This is a genomic window from Paenibacillus sp. Soil766, assembly GCF_001428105.1.
Taxonomy (GTDB): domain Bacteria; phylum Bacillota; class Bacilli; order Paenibacillales; family NBRC-103111; genus Paenibacillus_E.
The window spans coordinates 131,672-154,813 of sequence record NZ_LMSJ01000060.1; the positions used below are offsets into that span (position 1 = coordinate 131,672).

Consider the following 23,142-nt stretch of genomic DNA (forward strand, 5'->3'; position numbering starts at 1 on the left):
CACTTATCCTACTTAAATCAGATTGAATTGGAGCTAACTTGACGATGCAAGCAAAATTAAAAGTAACTGTTTTCCTAGTACTAAGTATTCTTTCGGTTCTGTGTTTTAGCGTAGTTGCCTCCCTCATCAAAGGGCGGTGGATCGCACAATTCGACAGCAGTGTTATTTCTGCGGTTCAAGGGATGGAATCTCCCTGGCTGACTCCCATCATGCATGGGTTCACATTTATCGGTTCAACGACCGTTGTAGTTGTTATTTCCCTATGTTGCCTATTCCTCTTCTTTAAATTCTTGCATCACCGACTTGAATTAGTTTTATTCATAGTCCTCGTGGCGGGCACAGCCATCTTGAATAAGGTGTTGAAGTTCTTTTTTCAACGGGAACGCCCTACGCTTCACAGACTGATTGAAGAAACCGGTTATAGTTTTCCAAGTGGTCACTCCATGGCAGCCTTTGCGCTGTATGCTGCGCTTTCATTCCTGCTTTGGAGACACCTTCCTTCGAAAAGTGGCAGAACGATTGTCATTGTAACAAGTATCCTAATGATTCTCATGATTGGCACCAGTCGGATCTATCTCGGTGTCCATTATCCGAGTGACATTCTCGGCGCCTATTTGGCTAGCGGATTCTGGTTTACTTTCTGCGTTTGGATCTTCCAGTGGTATATGGAAAATCGCACTCAAAAGCATCGTTCATCTGGACGCTGAGAAAGAATGATCTACTAGCTTTAATAGTTAACTTATACATGTGTCTTTCAAAAATCCTATGTAAATTACAAACTCCAACCCCTGTGGGATTGGAGTTTTTTGATTTAGATTAAGACAAATCGAAGAATTTGGCGAATGAAAAGAAATCTAAAAACGATGAAACCTCTCGAGTTCATGAATTTAATTCTTATTCTAGTTAACCCTCTTGCCACAACTCGTGCATTAAAAACGGTTGTTGTTCCATTCGCATGTCTGTAAACTATTCCATAGAATTGGTTGACCAAAAGCAACATGATATCAACTCCTTTCAAATGAGTTAATATATAGTATTCATTAGGTTTCATAGATGCGAGGGCTAGTTTCATAGATTAATCAATTTTAATTGCCTGTAATTGAGACAAGTATCGTACTTAACTAGTTCTGTCAAAGCAAAAAAAGAAACGAAAGACAATGTCTCTCGTTTCTTTTTTAACTGCTTATACACGATTTAACTTCAGACCATGCTTGTCAAAAATCCTCTGCATGACCTCGTTAGCTTCCTCTTCATCCGGGCCATGAATATCAAGCATATACGCTTGATTGTTGAAGAGCGTGACGCTCAGACCCAGAATACTTTTCACATCAATGTACCTCGTGCCTACCTGGATGACAATACTGGATTGAAACTGATTCGCCGCTTGATTGATTTCTACAATGGCTTTTGTTTCCAAACCACCCATACGAATCCCTCCAATGCTGTTCCTTCGATGATACCCGCTTCAGTCAGATTCATCTGTTGCCTATCGAAACTCACGCGGTATCCGACGTGCCACACCCGTTTGAATAGCAGAATGAATGACAGCTTCCCGAATACGTCTAACAACCTCCTGATTAAACACACTCGGAATGATATACAGTTTGTTCAATTCCTGCTGTGTGACAACTGAGGCAATCGCGGCAGAAGCAGCTAGCTTCATCTCTTCATTGATCGTGGAAGCTTGGCAGTCCAACGCCGCACGGAAAATACCCGGAAAGCAAAGCACATTGTTAATTTGATTTGGAAAATCTGATCGTCCTGTTGCGATAACACCAGCGATATCTTCGATTTCATCTGGATGAATTTCAGGTGTTGGATTCGCCATCACGAACACGACTGGCTGGGCCGCCATCCGCTCCACATCCGCCCGCTTTAACAAGCCCCCAGCGGAAAGGCCAATGAACACGTCAGCTCCTTCGATGATTTCATGCAGGGATCCTGATCGAAGGTTAGGATTCGTACGTTCCGCATACGCTTGCCACGTAGGGTTTGCGTACTTGTTCGTCCGGACCAAAGCCCCTTCCCGGTCAACCCCAATCAATTCCTTTACACCTGCAGCAAGCAAGATGTTGGAGCAGGCAATACCCGCTGCACCAACGCCGCAGACGACAACTTTGGCCTCATTAATCCCTTTACCGACAACTTTCAGTGCGTTAATGAGCCCTGCGTACAACACAACAGCCGTACCGTGCTGATCATCGTGGAACACAGGGATGTCCAGTTCCTCACGCAGCCTCGCCTCAATCTCAAAGCATCGTGGAGAGGAGATATCCTCCAAATTAATACCGCCAAAACCTGGCGCCAAGTGCTTAATGGTCGCGACAATTTCATCCGTACTCTGCGTGCTCAAGCAAATGGGGAACGCATCAACCTCACCAAACTGCTTGAACAGCATTGCCTTTCCTTCCATAACTGGCATCGCCGCATAAGGTCCGATGTTGCCGAGACCTAGAACAGCACTGCCATCGGAAACAACAGCAACCGTATTGCGCTTAATCGTCAATTTGTAGGCATTGTCCTCATTTTCATGAATAGCCATACAGACTCTGGCGACATCTGGCGTGTACACACGGGAAAGATCATCCCTGTTCTGAATCGGTGATTTGGGCTTCATCTCGATTTTGCCCCCGAGATGAAGCAGGAATGTGCGATCGGAAACATGGACGAGCCGTACGCCTGAAAGATCCTTCATCCTGGCTATAATATTGTCTAGTTGAGTTTGCTCTAGTGCAGTTACTGTAATGTCTCGAACTGTCCAATTTGCGCCGGTTTGAATAACGTCAATCGCGATAACATCCCCGCCATTTTCGGTAATTAACGTAATTAATTGCCCGAAATGGATTTGCTCTCTCAGCAATTCCAGACGTAAAATAATACTTTTGCCACCCATCGTATTTTTCATATTCATTACCCTTCCTCATTCACAAGTACATTCTTACCTTTGAGTTTCATTATTAGCGGAATGGTAATCCAGATCAGACCGATGATGAGAAATACAAGCGAAACCGGCTTTTGCAGGAAGATCATGAAATCACCATTCGAAATGGTAAGTGCTCTACGCATGTTGTTTTCCATCATTGGACCCAAAATAAGACCTAGGACGAGTGGTGCTAGCGGGTAATCATTCTTAGACAAGAAGTATCCAACAAGACCACAGCCCATAATGAGCATTAAATCAAACGTCGAATACTGTACGGCATACACCCCGAATACGGAAAAGACGATAATTAACGGGATTAAATACTTAGCAGGTGTTTCAATTACTTTGGCAAACACTTTAACTAGTGGCATATTAAGAATAAGTAACATTAGATTGCCGACGAACATACTTGCAATAACGCCCCATGCTAACTGTGGGTGATCCTGGAATAGCAAAGGACCTGGCTGGACATTGTACATAATAAAAGCACCCATCAGAATAGCCGTCGTTCCTGAGGATGGGATCCCCAATGTCAAAAGCGGAATCATCGCGCCACCCGATGCAGCGTTATTCGCAGCTTCAGGGGAGGCAACTCCTTCAATGGCTCCCTTACCGAATTTCTCTGGATTTTTACTAATCTTTTTTTCCACGATATAAGCGAAGAAAGAAGCAAGAATAGCGCCTGCGCCAGGAAGTAAGCCGATGAAAAAGCCAAGCACTGAACCACGCGCAATCGGTGCCGCGCTGTCTTTCATATCTTGTTTTGTCGGCAGAATGCGATTGATTTTGGCAATCTCACCATCGTTTCCTTCGCGTTGAAGGATGGTTTTGAATACTTCGCCAACAGCAAATGTACCCACGGCCACAGTCAGGAATTCCAAGCCCTGATATAGCTCAGGAATGCCGAATGTGAATCGCTCCACCCCTGACACGTTATCGATACCGATCGTCGCTAGCAACAGACCAAATGCCGTCATCATGAGCGCCTTCACCATCGATTTCCCAGCAAGACCGCTAATCGCGAGCAAGCCGAGCACCATCAAGGAGAAATATTCAGCGGGTCCGAACTTGATCGCGACTGCTGACAAAGGACGAGCCAAGAAGATGAGACCGATCAGCGAAATAATACCCGCAGCGAAGGAACCGATAGCTGAAATCGCAAGCGCTGCCCCTGCTCTACCCTGTTTGGCCATTTGATAGCCATCGAGTGTTGTGACGACGGAAGACGATTCTCCTGGCGTGTTCAACAGAATTGACGTTGTCGAACCTCCGTACATCGCCCCGTAATACACGCCTGCCAGCAAAATGATAGAGCTCGTAGCGGCTTCTTCTGGACCTAAGCCAGCTGTCATTGTTGCCGTGATCGGTATCAAAAGAGCTACACCGCTCATCGGTCCAATTCCGGGAAGCACGCCAACCACCGTACCGATCAATACGCCGAGGAATACAAAAATAACATTATGCCATTGCATCGCCGTGCCTAAGCCGTGAAACACATAATCCAAAGTACTCATCTTATGCCCCCCCTAACCATGTTGGAAATCCGGGAAGCGAACCATCCAGCAGATTCACATATAAGTAATACACGCCATAAGAGAAGCAAGCTGCAATCAGCAAGGAAACCCACACTCTACCCTTTTGCATCGTTTGAAATCCAATCATAAGGAACAGGAACGTGGAGATTACGAACCCGATATTTTCAAGGAAATAGGCATACAACACGGCCGCGATGAAAATAATGAGAAATCGTTTGTAATCCAAATTTTCTTTGCCCTTCTCAGCACGCTGCTTATAGAACGTCTCATAAATAAGACGCAAACTCATCAAAGACAAAAACGAGCCCAAAATCATCGGAAAAATATTAGCACCAACATTACTACCGTAAGCACTTGTAGAAATACCTAAGGAACCAACGACAAATGCAAGGCCTATGGCAAAAAATACAATGCCTGCATATCGGTCAAACATAGTATTCATCTCTTTGCCTCCTACCCTATGGGCAAGGGAGAAGAGGTCATCTTCTCCCTTGTCTCTTACTATTTTTATTTCTGCATACCAAGCGCTGTCAGCATGTCTTTCAATTGGGTTTCTTGCTGGACTAAGAAAGCTTTGAAATCATCCGCTTTCTTATAATCTGTTTCCCAGCTGTTCGCTTGCATTTCTTTTTTCCAAGCATCGGACGCTACCATTTTGTTAATCGTATCTTCCCAGAACTTTTTGGCGTCTGCCGTCATGTCCTTCGGTCCAAAGAAGCCGCGCCAGATCAGGAATTCTGCATCAACGCCCTGTTCTTTCATGGTTGGAACGTCTTTCAAGCTGCCGCCAAGACGGGCAGGAGCTGCTACAGCAAGTATACGAATTTTCCCCGCTTTCACATATTGATCCAGGGACGAAGCATCCGTACCAATTACATCAGCATTTCCGCCGAGCAATGCAGTTACAGCTTCACCGCCACCGTCATAGGACACGTACTTCACCTTTTTTGGGTCAATGCCGTATTTGAATGCAGGTAGAATCGATACCAAGTGGTCCATGGAACCAGGTGCCGAACCGCCCGCGACGGTTAGTTTCGTAGGATCTGCTTTCATATCATCCAGCAGCGACTTCAGATCTTTGTATTTCGAATTGGCCGCTACCGCGACTGCGCCATAATCTTTGGTTAATTGCGCTAGCGGTGTTGTATCCTTGTATCCATACGGTGTGTTTCCTTCTTTTTTCAAATGATTAATCAGGATTGGAGGTGAACTAACGAACAGCTTGTAATTATCTTTGATATCTTTAGTCGCGTATTCCGCCATAAAAACGGTACCGCCGCCGCCTGGTTTGTTTTCAACTGAAACGGGCTTATCGAATGCTTTCGTTTCCGTTAATACTTTCGCGATAGTACGGGCTGTCATATCCCAACCACCGCCTGCGCCTGATGGAGCGATGATGCTGAGTGCTTTTTCTGGATAGTTGGATTTCGCAGTTACTGGTGCTGTTGTCTCTTTCGCTTTATCAGCAGGTACTGCTGACGATGTTGCAGGTTTGGCTGAGTTGCTGCCGCAAGCTGCCAAGCTTACTGCAAGCATGCTAATCGCTGTTACTTTCCAAGACGCTGAAAAAAGTTGTTTTATCAAATGAAACCCCTCCGTGTTTGGTTTATATTTGTCATGTATCCGCTTTCTTTGAAGCGCTTTCAGAATAACACCCCCTTGTGCCTATTGGGAAGTTTATGGCGATTAGTTGTAATAACAGCGTTTTGACCATTTTGTTCATATTGTTCACGGATCTGGAGACCCTATATCCATCAAAATGAGAACGCTTTATGTTACAATACCAAACACATACATAGTTCTAAATTAATCAAAAAACGGGAGGCTTGCGTAGAATATGAGGCTTCAGACCAAGCTTATCCTCATTATTTGTTCATTCCTTTCCATCGTCATCATCAGTTTAGGCAGTATATTTTATTACATGATGACCACAGCATTAGAGGATCAAATCGGAACGCGCGCCTTAAATGTCGCCGAAACCGTCGCTTCTATGCCTGACATTCGTCTTGCCTTTCAAACTTCGGACCCGTCCGAGATCATCCAGCCTATTGCCGAAAGTATTCGGGAAAAAACCGATGCCGAGTACATCGTTGTCGGGAACCGCGAAGGCATTCGCTTCTCACACCCGCTTCCTGAACGAATTGGGAAAGAAATGGTCGGCGGCGACAATGGTCCTGTTCTGGAAGGACAATCGATTATTTCCAAAGCCATCGGCTCACTCGGCCCTGCACTTCGCGGTAAAGCGCCTATATTTAATGATGAAGGCAACGTCATCGGCATTGTGTCCGTCGGATTTCTTACGAAAGATATCAACTCGATTACCTACGCTTATCAGTCGCGAATTGAGCTAATTTCACTCATTGTCCTTGTCGTTGGCCTGATCGGTTCCGTCCTTATCGCACGTAATGTTCGAAGTTCCATACACGGATTGGAGCCTAAGGAAATCGGTGAGCTGTATACCGAGAAACAAGCCATTCTGCAAACAATCCGTGAGGGAATAATCGCGGTAAACCGAGATGGCATCATCACGATGGCCAATCGCTATGCTTTGCAGCTTATGCAGCTGCCCCTCAGTGCTAAAATCACGGGCAGACACATTGAAGATGTGATCCCGAACACTCGATTGCATGACGTGGTACGTACGGGTGAAGCCGAGTTTGACCATGAAATGCTCATCGGCGATCATGATGTCATCGTCAATCGTGTGCCGATTGTGAGCAGGAAGCACGGTGTTACTGGCGCTGTTTCAAGCTTTCGAAGTAAATCCGAGCTCTACCGGTTAGCCGAGGAACTGTCTCAGGTGAAACGCTTCGCCGAAGCACTGCGCGCTCAGACACATGAGTTCTCCAACAAGCTGTATGTCATCTCTGGACTCATCCAACTGGAATCGTATCAAGAAGCTGTCGATCTCATCTCCAAGGAATCAGACGTGCATCAAAACTGGGTGCAGTTCATCATGACCGAAATCCCAGATCCCATGATCGGGGGGCTGTTGATTGGCAAATTCAATCATGCGCAAGAGCTAAAGCTAACTTTTGAAATTGACCGCGAAAGCTCATTTCGAGATATCCCTGAGGAAATTGATCGAAATTTACTCGTCACCATCATCGGCAACCTGATTGACAATGCCATGGAAGCGGTTTTGGCAGTTGAGTTACAGCAAACGCCGTATGTAAAATTATTTTTAACCGATCTTGGCGAGGATTTGATTATTGAATGCGAGGACTGCGGCGTAGGTATTCCTGACGAATTTGGTAACGCCGTATTTGAGAAAGGATTCTCAACCAAAGCAGGTGAACATCGCGGCATCGGTTTAGCCTTAGTCCAGCATGCTGTACATAAGCTTAACGGGTATATCACTTTCCATAAGAATCCGGAGTGCGGCACACTCTTCACCGTCGCCATACCGAAACATCCGATGTCCACAGAAAGGAGTTTAACCTCTGATGATGGAACACCAACTACCGAACATTGAAGTTTTGATCATTGAAGATGATGTGAAAATCGCCGAAATTAATCGAAGGTTTATCGAAAAAGTAGACGGCTTTCACGTTGTCGGTATCGCTACAGACGCTGCCCAAGCCAAAGAACAACTAGACATTTTACGACCAAATTTGGTAATGCTGGATGTTTATATACCTGGCTCCAATGGATTGGACATGCTCTCTTATATTCGTCAACATTTCCGAGATACCGACGTCATTATGATTACAGCTGCCAAAGAAGTCGAGCCTATACGGGAAGCCGTCCGAAGCGGAGCATTCGATTATATTATGAAACCGCTTATTTTCAATCGGTTGCAGGAAACGCTCCTGCGTTATTTGGATTTCCATCGTGAGTTGAATCGTCTAAATGTCACCGGTTCTATTAATCAAAGCGATGTCGACCGCCTAATTTCGGTAACAGGGAAAAAGGATCCCCGACTAGAGGTTTCCTATCTCCCTAAGGGCATCGACAAATTAACGCTAGTCAAAATTGTTCAAGCAATTTCTGCCGCGGCAAACGGGTTGTCCGCGGATCAAATAGCCAAAGAAATAGGCGTGAGTCGTTCGACTGGACGTCGTTATCTGGAACATTTGGTCTCCTCGGGCGAAGTATTCGCCGATCTGACCTATGGCGTCGTTGGGCGCCCGGAAAGGGTTTATCGCAAACGGGAATCGTGATGTGATTTCATCCAAAAAAAAGAGACAGCCAGTCCAATTAAGGATGGCTGCCTTTTGTTGTTCTTTCAATCGCCCAGAACAAGTCCCCGATAGGTAAATTGTCTGAATAAAGCCTTGCCATGCTGCTGATACAATACACCTCTAGCAAAGATGCCTACGCGGGGGGCCGTGTAACAATTAAATCTTGCAAAATGCTCCGGATACAGAAATTCTGCTGATACGGATAATTCCAGCTCTCTATACTCCTCACCCTCAACCGATATAGCGAAAGTGAACTTCTGACTCTCTGCATTGAACTGGGTTCTCAGCCATAAGTCCGCTCCATGTTCCATATCAAGCTTCTTCTGATGCAGCATATGCCGAAAGCATTTCTCCGACCGATCAATCTGTATATAAAGTCCATCATCCTCCTGCTTCTCGTGCATCCTGGTGACATCAAACTTTTGTCCCGCGGTTTGCCCAATCCCATAACGGACACTAACAAGCAGCATGGCATCCATGTCGCGGTAAAGGACCAGCCCGGCTTCGTCGCCCAACGTCTGGGGGACAAAAGAAACCTGTGTGTGCGCCTCAAAACAGAAATGCTCCCATCGGCGTGTAAGGATAAGAGTAGACCCAGGGACGTATAATGGGTACGGTAAGCATTCCAGCTCAACCCCATCTCCCGTTAACCTATGGCCTCCTTCCAATGGATGACGCACCCACTCCCAAACAGGGGACAATTCAGGTTTATCGAAACGGTCTGTTTCAGTCTCAACCCAGTTGGATTCCTGCCCTCTTTCTAAGGGGACATTCACCCACTCCTGCGGGCTTCCCCCTTCTCCTACCTCAAACCATCCATCATCTGTCCAACAAACGGATTCAAGGTAAGTCTCACGCCCTAATGGCGTACTGCCATTTGGAGTCAACGGTCGTCCTCCAAGGTGCAGCATCCACCAATTTCCTTTCGGATCTTCCACCAGTTTACCGTGGCCTGCCTTCTGCAAAGGCTTGTTAGGGTCTCGCTGTGTTAACACGGGATTGTGTGGACATGGCTCATATGGTCCCCAAATCGAACAACTGCGTGCCAATGTTTCCATATGTCCAAATCGCGTTCCTCCCTCTGCCAGCATCAGATAGTAATAGCCCTGACGTTTTACAATATGTGGAGCTTCGGGTGTACTACCTCCAGTCCCAGACCACAACTGTTTGGCCTCTCCAATTAGCCTGGATCCATCAGGATGAAGTTCTTGCAGCCAACCTCCACCAAAGGCAAGATAACGACGACCGTCATCATCGTGAAATATGGATGGATCAATAAAGTGATGGTTCAGTACCACACCTTCAGAATACGGCCCTTCCGGGCGATCAGCTGTGAATAGTAGGTTTGTGCACCGAGGCTGGCCATGAAAAAAAGGAACCACTACCCAAAATTTCCCGTCAGCATACGAGATATCTGGGGCGAATACACCATGTGAATCTGGGACCCCGGTCAAGTCAATTTGGCTGCGCCGAGTAATTACGTGACCAATGGGGTGCCAATGTATCAGATCACGGGAATGGTGCACCATGACACCGGGAAAATATTGAAAAGTTGAGGTAACAACATAATAATCTTCACCCACCCGAACAACCGAGGGATCTGGATGATCCCCTGGAAGCACTGGATTAGGAACGGAATGAACGATATGATCAACCATTTTTGATAGTCACCGCTTTCATCAACTTCGATATATTTAAACGCGAGAACGTATAACCGGAAAGAAAATAATACATGGCTTGACCTCGATGATTACATCCCAGCAAAATCCGATATTCGGTCCAAGATGGTGATCACTTCCGCATAGGTCACATTCCTTTTTGGAGAGAAAATCCGGTCCTCGGTTCCCGTCATGAAACTAAAAAAGCAGCTCCGCTCGACGTTGGTCAAATAAATATCGCCGATTTCCTTTCCGTCTTGAAACGTAGAATCATAAATCGTTGAAGCATTTTTGAACGATACGCCACAGCTCATCATGGCCACAGAAGCGATTTCTTCCCTTGTAATCGTTTCATTGGGGCGGAAGCTGGACTTATGCAGTGCCATCATGCCTTGTTCAATGACAGCAGCAGCTACATTGTAGTCTGGGTCTGAGTTGTCCATATCTGCAATAACGAGCTTGTGTGTTGGCGCGGTTAACTTCCACATTCTCGCCAACATTCGAGCGATCTCTATGCGTGTAATCAATCCTTCTGGGTCAAACGCCATATCCTGGTTTATAAAGCCTTTAGATGCAATTCTGTTGACAGCTGACGCAATCGGACTGTTTTCTGGAAGCCAGGCAGCGTTAACTGTTGCCAGCACTTCGTAAGGTATGCTTATTTTCACCGATCCCCGTACGTCCGAAGCACCTACCTTGACAAACATTCCGATCACATCCTCAGGAACTGTAAACGTCGGACCAATTCCAACAGGGCTGTAGTCACCGTCTCTACGATCAGCCATAAACCAGGTATACGTCAGCTTGTCTATGTCATCACCGATCAACAATGCTGTTGCGTGCAACAACACACTTGGAGCAGGGACACCAAGAATCCTCGCTTCCGTAGGTCTCGGGTACGCTTCTCCATTAATGGTTACGTTTTCCAACAGGACCTCTTTCCCCCAGTTCAACGCACGGATTGGGTTTATTACGTTCGTAATTTCAATATTTCTCAAAGAAAGTCCAGTAATGGGCACCTCTTCAAACGCTTCAAGAAAGATTCCGTATTGCCCGCCATTGCTCTTTACATTTTCCACCACAATATTATTAAACGCAGGGAGAAACTCACCATCCCTCCCCTCTGCATAAAACATCGTCCCATGGATCGTTGCTTGGTTAACTGTTTCGATTACAGAGTTTCGAAGGTAAACATTCTCAATCTTACCGCCTCTTCTAGCATTCGTCTTCAGACGGAGCGGATACGTAAGATTCATACTGTCAAAATGGTTATCATCGGCAAAAATATTCTTAATTCCACCGCTCATCTCGCTGCCAAGCGCGATGCCGCCATGACCATCAGCGAACGTGTTATTTCGAATCACGATATTTTGACACGGGGCATTCAGCGTTCTTCCATCTAGGTCCCGGCCAGATTTAAGCGAGATGCAGTCATCTCCGGAATCGAACATATTGCCTTCAATTAAAACATCCATGCAGCTTTCTGGGTCAACACCATCATTATTTGCGCCGTGGGAGCGTAGTGTCATGTTGCGTACGATCACATTCTTACACAAAACAGGATTCACTTGCCACATGGGGGAATTAATCAGCGTAACGCCTTCTAGGAGCACATTTTCGCAATACAGGGGTTGAATGAAGTTCGGCCGCAAATAGCTGCCATGCCCAAATACCCGCTTCTCTACAGGAACACCTGCATTGTTCATATCCCTTAACTGGTTGCTGGCTTTCTCCTGTAGGCTGACCTTGCTTTCCGACCAAGTATGCTCAATCTGATGCTTCCAGTTCCACCACACATCGGCGCTTGCCTGCCCGTCTAATGTCCCTTTGCCAGTGAGTGCAATATTACTTGCTCTGTAGGCATAAATAAGTGCACGATAGTTATAGGCAGGCGAAGCTTCCCAGTGACCATAAGCGATTGGATAGTTGCGTTCATTAATTTCGGTTGTGAATTTCAATACTGTGTCTTCGTCCTCCAGGTGAAGATTCACATGGCTTAGAAGCTCGATAGAGCCGATCAGGTACGTTCCCTTAGGTACGATGACGGTCCCCCCGCCGTGTTCATGCATATGTCTTATCGCCTTCTCAAAAGCTGGCGTATCCAGCGTAGTTCCATCTGATTTTGCGCCAAAATCCATCACATTCACTTTATTATCAGAAAATACGGGATTGTGAATTCGGCTTAAAATCTCTTCCGCCATATCCCATGTCATTACTGGTGAGGATGCTCTCACGCTGCTTTCCTGTCCTTCCATACGCAAGCCCTCCTGGATAATAAAGCGCATTCATTGTAAGCTATCTCCTGGCTTCCTCTAGATGTTTTTTTGTGATACAGGCTTCAGTTTTATCGAATCAGGTGATTTACACAATAATTGTCCGAACAAGGAAGCGAGTAGTTGTTGAAATAGCATACACATAATAACAGGCATCGCGACTGGTGGCGGAAAAAACGAAATAGCCAGCACTGCCCCAGCGCTATTATTTCTCATACCGCTATTAAACACCATAGTAACCATGATTTCTCGGTCCCACTTAAGCCATCTGGCGATCAGCGAACCAATGACATATCCAGATGAAGCCAAGATGACAATTACACAAGCTGTCAGAACCAACTTACTATCAATTTTAGTGAAATATGGTGCTACCACAGCACTGTTAATCGCAATAGTTAAAGCCAACCCTAACTTAGAGAAAGGTGATAAATGGCGTCCCCATTGCTCCTTTACCTTTCCTTGCGAAAGTTGATTGAGTAGCATACCCAACAATGAGGGAAGGACGATCATAAAGAACAGACCTCTCATCATACCAAACACATCCATCTGCACTTGTACGCCGAGAAACGCCCCCATCGTATAAGGCACGAGAAAAGGAGATAAGAGTGTATCAATCAAAATAACGGACAAAGTAAGTGCTATATTCCCTTTATAAATAGATACCCACATGAAACTTACGACACCCGTAGGAATGACTACCATTAATATAAGTCCCGTTCTTAGATAAACATCATCATGAAAAAATATATGACCCATGATCCAGGCAACAGCAGGCATTAACACATGTAAAGTAATCATCGAGACGAAGATTGGAAACGGCTGTGTTAATACTCTTTTTAAATCCTTAAAGTTCATACTTAAGCTGCCTGTAAATGTCATAAAACCGAAGATCCATGGTACTAAGTAAGTAAAAGACTTTAACCATACAGTCAGTATTATTCCCAAAATAACACTCGTTGGAGTAATCAGCGGCAGCCATTTCTCTAGACTCTTGTTTAATTTATGCAACATTGGTTTCTCTCCCAACAAATCTTAAAGCTCTAGAAGCTTAACTTCACTATAGGCCATAAGCAGCGGTGCAACGCCATGACCATTATTACTCACGATGATTTCGTTTTCCGTATAGTATTTATAACTTCCGTCACGTACCTTACCTGTATCAGGGTTTGTGCCCAGACCTGCACTCCTGCAGATCCCGCCAAGCAGCACTTCTCCATTCTCTTCACGGAGATATCGACGGACAGTGCCATCAAATGCTGACTTTCCTCGGTCAACGTATTCCTTTTCCAGAAAGCCAAGTCGTGCACCTTTCAACATGGCATAAGCAAGCATCAAGGTTCCGCTAGATTCCAAATAATTCCCTGGTCGATCTCCCTTATCAACAATCTGATACCACATGCCATCGCTATGCTGGTAGGGCAGCATGCCTTCTAGTGTTTCCTGTAGGATCACTTTCAGCGGTTCGCTGTCAACGGACTCATCTGCCAAAAGCTCAAGCACGTCCACCAAGGCCATGACAAACCAGCCAACAGCACGTCCCCAGACATTGGGAGACATTCCCGTCGATTTATCACACCAAAACATACTCCTGCTCTCGTCGTACGCATGGTAGTATAATCGATTCTCTTCATTAAAAATAAACTTTTTAACGTTCAAAAATTGGTTTATTGTATCGGAATAATCCTTCTTTTCCTCAAATTCCTTGATGTAACGAACATAAAAGGGTTGCCCCATGTAAAGTCCATCCAACCACACTTGGTTTGGATAATTTTCTTTATGCCAGAAACTTCCTGATTCTGTTCTGGGATAGGTTTTCAATTGATCATAGATCAAATCAAGTACATACTTATATTTGGGATCATTCTCTCTTTGGTATAAATCAAAAAGAATGGTCGCTGGTCTGATTTGATCAATACTATAATAACGCACATCAATGGCCGGAATTCTGCCATTCTCATCATATAGTCGATCAATGAAACTTTTGACGAACAGGTAGTAGTCTTCTTTCCCCGACTGCTTATAGCTGTCTAAATAGGATTTGAGAATGCAATTCTCAATGTAATGCCATCGCAAAGAAAACCATTTTCCTTCGCTCTCCAAGTATTGGTCCCTTATTTGATCCAGCATTTGATCGTTCATACAATTCCTCTCCCAATGGTTCAGATAGGTTCATTTAACTGTCACGATATTGCCCAGGTGTCATTCCTGTCAGCTTTCGAAAAGTTCGGATAAAACCAGTAGAATTGGTATAAGTAAGCCGCTCTGCAATTTCTGAAATCTTCATATTCGTCTCTTTCAGCCATTTTTTTGCCATATTAACCCGATAGTTCGTTAAATAATCAATAAAAGTAACACCGATCTCCTTCTTAAAAACACGACTTACATATACAGGATGATATTTGAGCTGCTCAGCACACGATTCAAGCGTAATATCCTGCTCGAATCCTGCATGAATCATCTCAAGCATCTGATGCGCGAGATTAATATATTGAGAATCTACGCGTCCTTTGAAAAAAGCGAGTACAGGCGGCAGCAAATCCGTCTTAAACCAAGAGGTAATGTCTTGTACCGTGCTCAGCTTCATGAAATAATGGAGAACCGATTTCGTGTCAATTAAGCCTTCCAGCTTCCCGCCTTGCTGTTGGACTAAGCCATGAATCACAGTAATCAATTGGATCATCACGAATTGAAAATCATTAAACCGAATATCTCTTTCCATAATCGCCGCAACGTATTGATCAAAATGTTCAAAAGATGATGTTGTATCGCCCGTTTTTAAAGCGTTTACTAGATAATCCTCTAAGTAATTCAGCGATGCTGCCAAATGTTTGCTGTTCTCATGAATCGTCTCGATATCATCATAATGGATGATAATATCACTCCCTAGACGAATCCTTCTCTTCAGCGCTTCCAATGCCTCTGCATGTGCATTCATGGCGTCCGTATAACGGGAGAATACGCGACTAATACCGATACTGACTTTCAGCTGAAGCAGCTCGTGAACCTTGGATTTTATTTCCTCTGCTGCCTGATGAAAACTCAATTGCAGTTCTAGAGGATCCTCCACATCCCCCGTAAGCAGGGATACTTGAGATTGATCAAGCAACAAAGAACCGAGTAAACGGTTAGCTGGCAATAGCTCGCTGACAATATTGTGAATAGCAAAGAGCAGCAGCTCCTTATCACTTTCCATGTATCTCGTATCCTGGAGTGAATCGATTTGAAGCGCAATCACGCCCATGGACTTCCCTCTTTCTGCAAAGCCATACGTATCGCACTTGAAAGCAAATTCACTTTCCGTCACTTGGCCCATGAACAGCTTCAATAAGAAAAACTCTTTCATCTGTCCCTTTTGACCTTGCAGCTGTTGTTGAAACTGTTTTCCTGTACGGAATAAAGCATTAAACCTATCTTCGATATAGGCAAATTCATCTTTCCTGCGAGCATCTGTCGTTTCGCCGCCTAACTGCTCTGTAATTTGAAATAATCGGCGGATTGGCGAATACATCCTTCTGCTCCCGTAGAATGCAGCAGCAGCAATAACGATAAAGACGATCAAACAGACCTGCATGGTAACAACTGCAATCTTCTTGGATTCCATTGTCACTTGATCAATGGAAACGACGGAAGCATAGATCCAATTCGTAGCAGATACTTTATAATTCACTGCCATATCTTTTCCTTCATAATATCCGTTCACATCGGATACAGTTTTCAATGGTTTCAGAATGGAATCCGAAATAGCGAATGCACCCGTATTACTCAAGAACGGGACGTGCTCGCCGTTCAGTACGTATATGTCTCCCAACTGCTTCGTTTGCGCTAACGCTTTTTCCATTTCCGTCTTCGACATTTCAATAATCAACAAAGCTTTCGGAGTTGTGGAGGGCGCGATCATCGGAAGTTTTACAACCATCCGAATCCCATTAGCATCAGCTAGCCAAAAAAGATTTTTAGGATTCTTTGCATACTCTTTCAAAAGCTCTTTATCCGAATACTCCTCGGTACCAGTAAACCCTAAATTGCTGATCATCCATTCCTTTTCCAGATTAATAAGGTGGGTGTCAGCCACTCCTGATAACGAGTGCAAGTTATATAAACCTTTGGCAAGGTCAGTGATCGTTTGAAAATCATCTTGTGTCAAAGCATTGTAGAAATTTTCTGTTACTAATGGTGAATTTAAATATTGTACGGCGCCCATTTCTATATTCTTCAAAACTTGCTCAATTCTCATCTGGTTTTGCAGCAAAATTTGGGAGTTGCTTTCTTTAACCTTTTTCTCTATATCTTGGGAGGAAATTCGATAGGAAATCATTCCGATTGTTGTGACTGGAATAGCAACCAGCAGCATAGCGAATAGGATCATGCGATATAAATAGGTGGGCAATTTAATTCCTCACTTCTGTTTACTTTCGTTTCAATGACCCTTATTATACCAAACCAGCCGTCCGGTGTTAATTACGGACGGCTGGTTGCATCATTACTTCTTGGTTTGAGAGGTTCGGTCCTGAAGTTGATGAACGGATACGTTCCCCCAGCTTAGATCGTCCACGCGATATGTGTTGATTTGATCCCAGTCAAGCTCCATACCCAGACCAGGTAAGTCACGTCCTGGAACAAGTAGATATCCGTTCTCGTATTGAACTGGATTTTTAACGATATCGCCAATATACAATTCAGGTCCCGTCGGATCTGATGTATAGTTTAAATTCACAAGGGAACTTCCTAGATGTGCCATAGCAGCTGTACCTACAGATAACTCCTGCGTTGTACCAATCAAGCACGATTTCCCAGCGACTTCCGCTGCTGCCGCCGCTTTCCTAGCAGCGGTAATTCCACCGATAAAAATAGGTGAAATGTTAAATATATCCACCGAATCGTGCTTAATCATCTCAGATTGCTGGCGGAAGCTCCACACATGCTCGCTTACTGGATATTCCGTGTTCATACGGTAGTGATGGAGTCCTTCAAAATCATTCTGAACAGCAGGACTCTCCACCATTTGGAAATCATATTGCGATAGTCGTTTCGTAGCCTTTAACGCGGATTTCCAGTCTAACAGATGACTGAAGTCCAACGATTTAATCGTTACTGTCGACCCAAACTCCTGTTTGACGCCATCCAAAAATGCCTCATCGGCATCCAGATTTTTACCAACATAAAGTCGGAATGTATCAAAACCTTTACTAAGTCTCTCGCGAACAATCGCCAGGTTTTCTTCGACCTCTTCCATGAAGCGATGTCTGAAAATCGGATAGCAAACTTTGATTTTCTCTTTGATTCTTCCGCCAATAAATTCAGCTACGGAAATTCCAAGCGATTTCGCACAAAGGTCGTGCAAAGCCGCGTCAATCCCGTTGCGGATAAAATTACCCTTTTCGTAATAAAACATCGTTTCTGGAAAATTGCTGAGCAGTTCTTTATTGAGCAATGAGATGTCAAATGGGCTTTGTCCTAGCAAGATGGACTTAAGCACCACAGCCATATCTTGAATATCTAATGAATAATGAGGAAGATGAGAAAAGTCCGACATTTCGCCAATACCTGTCAATCCATTATCAGCGTCAATCTCAACGATGACATGCTTGCAAACAAAACCAGTATTTCGCGGCATTGCGATAACCGTAAGTCGAAGATCTGATATTTTCATGACGTTAGCAGCCCCCATGCTCTTAGTAAGTTCATTACTTCCTTCTTATCTGATTCATTCAAAGGATCAACAGGTTCGCGCGTTACACCTGCACGAAGTCCTAACTGTTCCATCGCTTCCTTCACAGCGACCACATTGTTACCGGCATTATATTTGGCACGCAAGTTCTCAAAAGGCAGAACATCTTCCCACAGCTTCCAAACGGTTGGCCAGTCTTGATCCCGTAATGCTTGCAGCATTCCTTTCGAAATGCCCGGATTCACATTGATTAAACCCGATGTAAATCCCTTTGCGCCTGCATTGTAGAAATAAGGCGCCCACTTTTCAGCTGTGCCGCATATCCAAGCAATGTTATTACATGCGCTGATCTTGCGCACAGTTTCCGTAAACCGAGGCAAATCGTTAATGGCATATTTCACACCTACACATTTATCCAGTGGTGCCAGGCTAAACAATATATCATCCGACACATGTGCATCTTTCAAATAAAGAATAGACGGAATAGCTAAACTTTCAATCACATTACGGTAATAGGACACCGCACCCGACGTAGTGATATAAGGATGAATGGGCTGATGGATCATCACACAATCCGCACCAACCTGCTCGGCATGCTTACCAAGCTCTACCGCAGTTTCAACGGAATACCCGATACCAGCCATGACAATGGCACGATGATTGACGATTTCTACGACCCGTCTGGTCACTTCCTTTGCTTCTTCCAGTGTTAACGCATAGAATTCGCCCGTGTTTCCGCAAGGCACAATAACTTCAGTACCATTCGCCAGCAAGAACTCGATATTCGCTTCCAGTCCTTCCCAATCAATGCGACGTGTTTCTTCATCAAAAGGTGTAATATTGATAGCTGAAATCGTTTCCAGCCTTTTACTAAATGCAGCATAGTCCATCTGGTTTCTCTTCCTTTCGATTCACTCCAATGACTATGGTGTAACCACCACGGTTTTGACTTGTGTGAAAAACTCGATTGCTGCTCGTCCCTGTTCACGGGAATAGGAGCTGGATAGCTTCATACCGCCAAATGGAGCCTGCGGTTCCACACCAGCGGTTTCACCGTTCACTTTAATCAAGCCCGCCTCAATTCGATTTACAAATTGATGAATATGTTTTTGACTTTGTGTAAAAATCGCGGCTGCCAGTCCGTAACGAACGCCATTAGCCAGATCGATCGCATGATCAAGATGATCTGCCTCGTTTATCACTAAAACAGGACCGAAAATCTCCTCTTGTGCGAGCGTCGACTGCGGGTCGACATGATCTAGAATCGTAGGCTCAATATAGTACCCTCTGGCGAATTCGCCTTCTGTCTTGGCTTTCCCACCAGCAAGCACTTGGGCCCCTTCCTTGATGCCAATCTGGATAAACTCAAGAATAGATTTGTATTGACGTTTGGACACAACAGGTCCAAGATAACAGTCATTCTCCTGCGGATTAGACAGCTTAATGCGGTTCGCCCGTTCGATCAATAGGGTGGTCAATTGTTCCTTCACAGACTTCTCGACGATAACACGGCTAGTCGCCGTACACTTCTGGCCAGCAGACCGCATGGCAGCGCTAATGATCACATCAGCCGCTTTCTCCAGATCAGCGTCCGCAAGCACAATTGTCGCGTTCTTCCCGCCCATCTCCAATTGATATTTCGCATGACGGGACGATGCGGCTTGCGAAACTTGCTTACCGACAGCATCTGAGCCCGTGAATGAGATTCCTGTCACATCAGGATGATCTAGAATACGTTGTCCGACAACGGAGCCTGAGCCGCTAACAAGATTAACAACGCCTTGCGGCAAGCCGCTCTCTTCCAAGAGTTGCATGAGCTTGGATGCTGTAATGGTAGAATGTTCTGCAGGCTTCCATACAACGGTGTTACCGAATATTAAGGCTGGAGCCATCTTCCATACGGGAATGGCAACAGGAAAATTCCAAGGTGTGATCAGGCCTACGACGCCAAGCGGTACCCGCGTCGTATATAAGTGGGATACACCGTCTGTGGAAGGCAATACCTCGCCGATGCTGCGTAGTCCTTCACCTGCATAATACCGGAACAGAACGACAGCGCGATTGACTTCACCTCTTGCCTCGCCGATCGGTTTACCCATCTCAGCTGTAAGAAGTTGTGCCAACTCTTCAAGATGATCCTCAATCTTCTGTGCGGCTTTAAACAAATAAGCAGCTCTTTGTGTTCCTGACAAGCCAGACCAATTTGGAAGCGTTTGCTTAGCACTCGCAACAGCTACGTCCACGTCTTCCTTGCTCAATTGTAGGCTGCGTCCCACTAATAACTCCGTATTCAGGGGGCTGTAATGATCTTTAGAAGGGCGGCTGCCGGGTTCCACCCAGCAGCCATTGATATAAGCGGTTTTTTCGATGACATTTACATTGGTAAGCATCTACTCACTCCATCTCTCAAACTCTATATTTATGGATCACTTTACTTCTTCTGCTTAGCGTATTCTGCCGTGTACTCAGCAATGACCTTCTCGCCGCCTGCTTTCATCCATTTCTCGATTTCAGTCTGCCAGCCAGCATCATCGATTTTACCCATAATATATTTGGTTTGAGCGTCACGAATCATGTTGTCTAGTTCTACACCTTTTTCTGTGTATGTCTTCGAATTGTAAGTCAAAGCCACATTTGGTACGGCATTTTTCAGATTGTCTTGCGCTATTTTCGAACCTTTAGCCTGTAACTCGGATTGCTTTAAAGGTAGACCTTTGCCTGCTGTCTCAAATGAAGGCAAGCTGTCTCGGTATGGTTTAACTTCAAGGTTGAACAACGTCAAATCTTTAAATTGACCTTTGCCATCATCTGTCTTGGTAAAGTGTTTGCCCTCAACTCCTCTCGTCAACAACGTTGACATTTCAGCATCAAGCATCTTATCGAAGAAACCTAATAGACGCTTCAACTCTGCTTCTGTCTTCACGCTTGATTTAGGAAATAGGAAAAAACCGTTGTTTCCAGACTCAGCTGGTACTTTAAGTCCAGATGGACCTTCGAATGGCACGACATCTACACTTGCCGTCGGCGTAGACTTCAAAACGTTGTCAGAAGAAAGCTGTGCAGCTGTTGCCACCGTGTTAACACGAATGCCCACTTTACCCGCATTCCATTTATTATCGGAATCAGCCGATTGCACGATGGAGAAATCCTGATTAATTAATTTCTCAGCATACAAACGTTTTAACAACTTCAACGAATCCATGTATGGCTTCGTCATAAATTCAGCTACGATTTTACCGTCTTCAACCCCCCACTTATTAGGTGCTCCATTTGGTACAGAAAGTCGAGTCATAAAGCTGGCGCTAGTGGCTGGATCGTTATAGTTTTTATCCAAGAAAAAGCCGTAAGTATCCGCTTGACCATTCTTATCAGGGTCTTTTTCTGCCACCGTTTTAGCCATGTTGTACCAATCGTCTAGTGTTACCGGAGGCTTTAAGTCAAGCCCACTAAACCAGTCTTTACGATAAATGATACCTGCACGTCCAATGTCACGGTATAACGGCAGCCCGTATAGCTTTCCATCCACTTTAATGTTGTCATAATACATCGGGCTAAGCTCCGATAAATTTTTATAATCCTTTAATAATGGGCCAATTTCCCAGAACAAGCCGGACTGAATGGCGTTTAAGGTCGAAGCATTAGCTTTCACTTTAAAAGCTTTGGGCATTTCGCTAGAAGCGATCATGATGTTCTTTTTGTCTTCAAATGCTGCATCTGGAATCCATTGAATATCAATTTTAGCATTTGTATATTTCTCTATGGCCTGCTCAATGTCGCTGCCCTTTTTAGGCGCTTCCCCCACTTGCGGCGTAGCAATGGTCACCTCTAGCGGTGTGTTATCTACCGTTATATCTTCATTCTTCGGATCTGTGCTGTTTCCACAACCTGCAAGTGTACCTGTTGTCAACGCGATGGAGCAAAGTAGAGCCATATACCCTTTTTTCATCATTCTTACCCCTCCATAATTATGAATAATGTGGTACATATGCAAAGATAAACCATTTTAGGTTATCCCTTTACCGAACCTAATAAAACGCCTTTCGCGAAATGCTTCTGTAAGAAAGGATATACGAGAACAATAGGTATTGTCGCGACTACAATCGAAGCCATCCGAATCGTTTGAGGCAAATAATCGGTCGGATCAGACTGTGAGGTCGAATCTCCAATTTTATCTTGAGACATGAGAACAATTTGCCTAAGCACTACCTGCACCGGCCATCTCTCAGAATCGTTGATATAAATGACTGCATGGAAGAACGTATTCCAATGTCCCACTGCGTAAAACAGTCCAAAAGTCGCCATGGCTGGCATGGACAAGGGCAGCACGATTCTGAATAAAGTTCCAATATCGTTGCAGCCATCAATTCGCGCAGCGTCCTCCAATCCGTCTGGAATTTGCTGAAAAAAGTTTTTTAGAACGACTAAGTTAAATGCACTAATTGCAGTTGGAATCATAAGAGACCAATACGAATTGATTAGACCAACCGATTTGACTACGAAGTAGGTCGGGATCATACCTCCACTGAAAAGCATCGTAATGAGGATCAATAGCATGAATGTTTTACGGCCTCGCAATGTAGCCCGAGCCAATGGATATGCTGTAAATGAAGTGAGTATTAGATTAATCAGCGTTCCTAAAACGGTTATATAAATCGATACTCCGATACTTCTAATCATCGTGTCCGTTGAAAAAATGTATTTATACGCACTAAGCGTAAATTGGGTAGGTATCAAAAGCAATCCGCCCTTTACAACCTCTGATGGCGCTGCAAATGACACTGAAACAATATAAACAAACGGTATAATCGTGATCAAGGAAACAAGGGTTAATAGCGCATAGTTAACCCAATCGAACATTTTATTGCTTAATGTCTTGTCATTCGTTGGCATTGGATATTTAC

At 44.7% G+C, this 23,142-nt stretch carries 18 protein-coding genes; 3 read left to right on the plus strand and 15 right to left on the minus strand.

The window, feature by feature from the left end:
- Window positions 1-44 precede the first annotated feature (44 nt).
- Window positions 45-707 carry a phosphatase PAP2 family protein gene (locus tag ASG89_RS34505; protein ID WP_057315866.1) on the plus strand — a complete coding sequence of 221 codons (663 nt, stop codon included), beginning with the start codon at window positions 45-47 and terminating at the stop codon, window positions 705-707.
- 476 nt (window positions 708-1,183) lie between these two features.
- Here ASG89_RS34505 and ASG89_RS34515 read toward each other — a convergent pair whose 3' ends face one another.
- The 5 genes from ASG89_RS34515 to ASG89_RS34535 form a co-directional block, all read right to left on the minus strand.
- Window positions 1,184-1,426 (minus strand): HPr family phosphocarrier protein, encoded by a 243-nt coding sequence (locus ASG89_RS34515; RefSeq protein WP_057315868.1) that lies wholly within the window; start codon window positions 1,424-1,426, stop codon window positions 1,184-1,186.
- 60 nt (window positions 1,427-1,486) lie between these two features.
- Entirely contained in the window at window positions 1,487-2,905 is a 1,419-nt protein-coding gene (locus tag ASG89_RS34520) for an NAD-dependent malic enzyme (RefSeq protein WP_057315950.1), read from the minus strand.
- Window positions 2,906-2,910: 5 nt separating this feature from the next.
- On the minus strand, window positions 2,911-4,437 hold the full coding sequence (locus ASG89_RS34525; RefSeq protein WP_057315869.1) for a tripartite tricarboxylate transporter permease: 1,527 nt from the start codon (window positions 4,435-4,437) through the stop codon (window positions 2,911-2,913).
- Between the two features lies 1 nt (window position 4,438).
- Entirely contained in the window at window positions 4,439-4,900 is a 462-nt protein-coding gene (locus tag ASG89_RS34530) for a tripartite tricarboxylate transporter TctB family protein (RefSeq protein WP_057315870.1), read from the minus strand.
- Window positions 4,901-4,965: 65 nt separating this feature from the next.
- The gene (locus ASG89_RS34535) at window positions 4,966-5,994 is read right to left on the minus strand and encodes a tripartite tricarboxylate transporter substrate binding protein (protein ID WP_200963605.1); all 1,029 of its coding nucleotides are present in this window, start codon (window positions 5,992-5,994) and stop codon (window positions 4,966-4,968) included.
- Window positions 5,995-6,295: 301 nt separating this feature from the next.
- Between ASG89_RS34535 and ASG89_RS34540 the strand changes: the two genes are divergently transcribed.
- Both ASG89_RS34540 and ASG89_RS34545 read left to right on the plus strand, forming a co-directional pair.
- Complete coding sequence (locus ASG89_RS34540; RefSeq protein WP_057315872.1) at window positions 6,296-7,933, plus strand: sensor histidine kinase; 1,638 nt, start codon at window positions 6,296-6,298, stop codon at window positions 7,931-7,933.
- Complete coding sequence (locus ASG89_RS34545; protein ID WP_057315873.1) at window positions 7,905-8,621, plus strand: response regulator; 717 nt, start codon at window positions 7,905-7,907, stop codon at window positions 8,619-8,621. Before ASG89_RS34540 ends, ASG89_RS34545 begins: the two co-directional genes overlap by 29 nt.
- Window positions 8,622-8,686: 65 nt before the next feature.
- Here the strand turns inward: ASG89_RS34545 and ASG89_RS34550 are convergent, their stop codons facing one another.
- The 10 genes from ASG89_RS34550 to ASG89_RS34595 all read right to left on the minus strand — a co-directional run bounded on the left by ASG89_RS34550 (window position 8,687) and on the right by ASG89_RS34595 (window position 23,131).
- Window positions 8,687-10,300, minus strand: a complete 1,614-nt coding sequence (locus ASG89_RS34550) for a family 43 glycosylhydrolase (protein WP_057315874.1) — start codon at window positions 10,298-10,300, stop codon at window positions 8,687-8,689.
- 92 nt (window positions 10,301-10,392) lie between these two features.
- Window positions 10,393-12,555 carry a glycoside hydrolase family 28 protein gene (locus ASG89_RS34555; protein ID WP_057315875.1) on the minus strand — a complete coding sequence of 721 codons (2,163 nt, stop codon included), beginning with the start codon at window positions 12,553-12,555 and terminating at the stop codon, window positions 10,393-10,395.
- 57 nt (window positions 12,556-12,612) lie between these two features.
- The gene (locus ASG89_RS34560) at window positions 12,613-13,584 is read right to left on the minus strand and encodes a bile acid:sodium symporter family protein (RefSeq protein ID WP_057315876.1); all 972 of its coding nucleotides are present in this window, start codon (window positions 13,582-13,584) and stop codon (window positions 12,613-12,615) included.
- A gap of 21 nt (window positions 13,585-13,605) precedes the next feature.
- Window positions 13,606-14,712: a glycoside hydrolase family 105 protein gene (locus tag ASG89_RS34565; protein ID WP_057315877.1), complete on the minus strand. Its 1,107-nt coding sequence runs from the start codon at window positions 14,710-14,712 to the stop codon at window positions 13,606-13,608.
- Between the two features lie 34 nt (window positions 14,713-14,746).
- A complete protein-coding gene (locus ASG89_RS34570; RefSeq protein WP_057315878.1) occupies window positions 14,747-16,960 on the minus strand; it encodes a helix-turn-helix domain-containing protein in 2,214 nt (737 codons plus the stop codon).
- A 93-nt stretch (window positions 16,961-17,053) separates the two neighbouring features.
- On the minus strand, window positions 17,054-18,223 hold the full coding sequence (locus ASG89_RS34575; protein ID WP_057315879.1) for a mandelate racemase/muconate lactonizing enzyme family protein: 1,170 nt from the start codon (window positions 18,221-18,223) through the stop codon (window positions 17,054-17,056).
- Window positions 18,220-19,131, minus strand: coding sequence for a dihydrodipicolinate synthase family protein (locus ASG89_RS34580; RefSeq protein WP_057315880.1), 912 nt, complete (start codon window positions 19,129-19,131; stop codon window positions 18,220-18,222). Before ASG89_RS34580 ends, ASG89_RS34575 begins: the two co-directional genes overlap by 4 nt.
- Before the next feature lie 33 nt (window positions 19,132-19,164).
- Window positions 19,165-20,631: an aldehyde dehydrogenase family protein gene (locus ASG89_RS34585; protein WP_057315881.1), complete on the minus strand. Its 1,467-nt coding sequence runs from the start codon at window positions 20,629-20,631 to the stop codon at window positions 19,165-19,167.
- A 41-nt stretch (window positions 20,632-20,672) separates the two neighbouring features.
- A complete protein-coding gene (locus ASG89_RS34590) occupies window positions 20,673-22,190 on the minus strand; it encodes an extracellular solute-binding protein (protein ID WP_057315882.1) in 1,518 nt (505 codons plus the stop codon).
- 59 nt (window positions 22,191-22,249) lie between these two features.
- The gene (locus ASG89_RS34595; RefSeq protein WP_057315883.1) at window positions 22,250-23,131 is read right to left on the minus strand and encodes a carbohydrate ABC transporter permease; all 882 of its coding nucleotides are present in this window, start codon (window positions 23,129-23,131) and stop codon (window positions 22,250-22,252) included.
- Window positions 23,132-23,142 lie beyond the last annotated feature (11 nt).